1 protein-coding gene is annotated in these 1194 nt (G+C 42.6%); it reads right to left on the bottom strand.

The window, feature by feature from the left end:
- Positions 1 to 25: 25 nt before the first annotated feature.
- On the bottom strand, positions 26 to 982 hold the full coding sequence (locus tag FCV43_RS18025) for an IS110 family transposase (protein ID WP_136995934.1): 957 nt from the start codon (positions 980 to 982) through the stop codon (positions 26 to 28).
- Positions 983 to 1194: the final 212 nt, after the last annotated feature.

A 1194-nucleotide genomic window follows, 5' to 3' on the forward strand; every position in this document is an offset into this window, starting at 1 on the left:
TAACAAGAGACTATGGCGTCAATAGTTAATTTTTGACGCTATTTTTATCCCACATCACACCGTCTCTCAGCATTGAATTTAAAATCACAACCATCTTCCTCATACAAGCAACTATCGCTACTTTTTTTGGTTTTCCTGCCGCAAGTAATCGTTCATAAATCACCTTGAAAACTGGGTTACACTGAATAGCTGACATCATCGCCATATACATAACTGTCCTAACTTGAGCTCGCCCTCCTTGTATCATCCGTTTGCCTTTGAAGCGGCCGCTCTCTCTTGTTATTGGTGCGACACCAATGAGCGAAGAGGCTTGTTTATTGGAGATAAACCCTAATTCGGGCACATTGCTAATTAAGGAGGCCGCAAGGACCTTACCCACGCCAGGCATGCTTTGGAGAATCGTATTCTTGGCTTGATACTCAGGACAGCTATCAATCAGTTTCGCTATCTTTGCTTCTACTTTTTCTATCTGATTCTTCAGAGCGGTAAGGATAGGAGTAATGGTTGATGAGATATTCTTTGGTAATATTTGTAGCCGATTTCTTTCCATGGTTTGCATGGTGAGCAGCTGGTTGCGCCTTGCGACTAAGTCACTCATAAGGCGAATGTTTTCGCTTTTCAGTTTGGTGAGTTCGGGTTGCATACGTTCAGCATAATGTGCAATAAGAGCAGCATCTAATCGGTCGTTTTTAGCTCGTTGTCCAATGGCACCTGCGAACTTTTTAATACGCAACGGATTAGCAATTACATAAGGTAATTTGGCTTTATCGCATTCGAGTATGAAGGGCATTTCTAATCGGCCAGTCGCTTCGATGACGATGCGCTGAGGTTTGTGTTTCTTAATGGTTTTGATGGCATCACGGATGCCTTTTTCGGTGTTTGGGACAGTGAAGTAAATGTCGAGAGGGCGGATGTAAATATCTAATTGTGACTTGCCAGTATCAACGCCGACATTAATGTTTTGAAGTGTATTTGTATTCATAATAAGCTAACTCTTGCTTGCAAATGCGGGCTCGAGACCCAGAAGACTATTCGAGTGTGGTGCTTGGAGTTCTATCTGGCGTTCGAACTTGTTATCGGTCTCTCAATAGAGGAGCCATCATTTAATCGAACTACCAAATAGAAGAACTTTAGTTGCAGCTAAAGTCTGGGTCTCACCTTACCCGATTGGAGTGCCTATTATCCATACAAACA

This window comes from Vibrio genomosp. F6 (assembly GCF_005146325.1).
Lineage (GTDB): Bacteria > Pseudomonadota > Gammaproteobacteria > Enterobacterales > Vibrionaceae > Vibrio > Vibrio cortegadensis.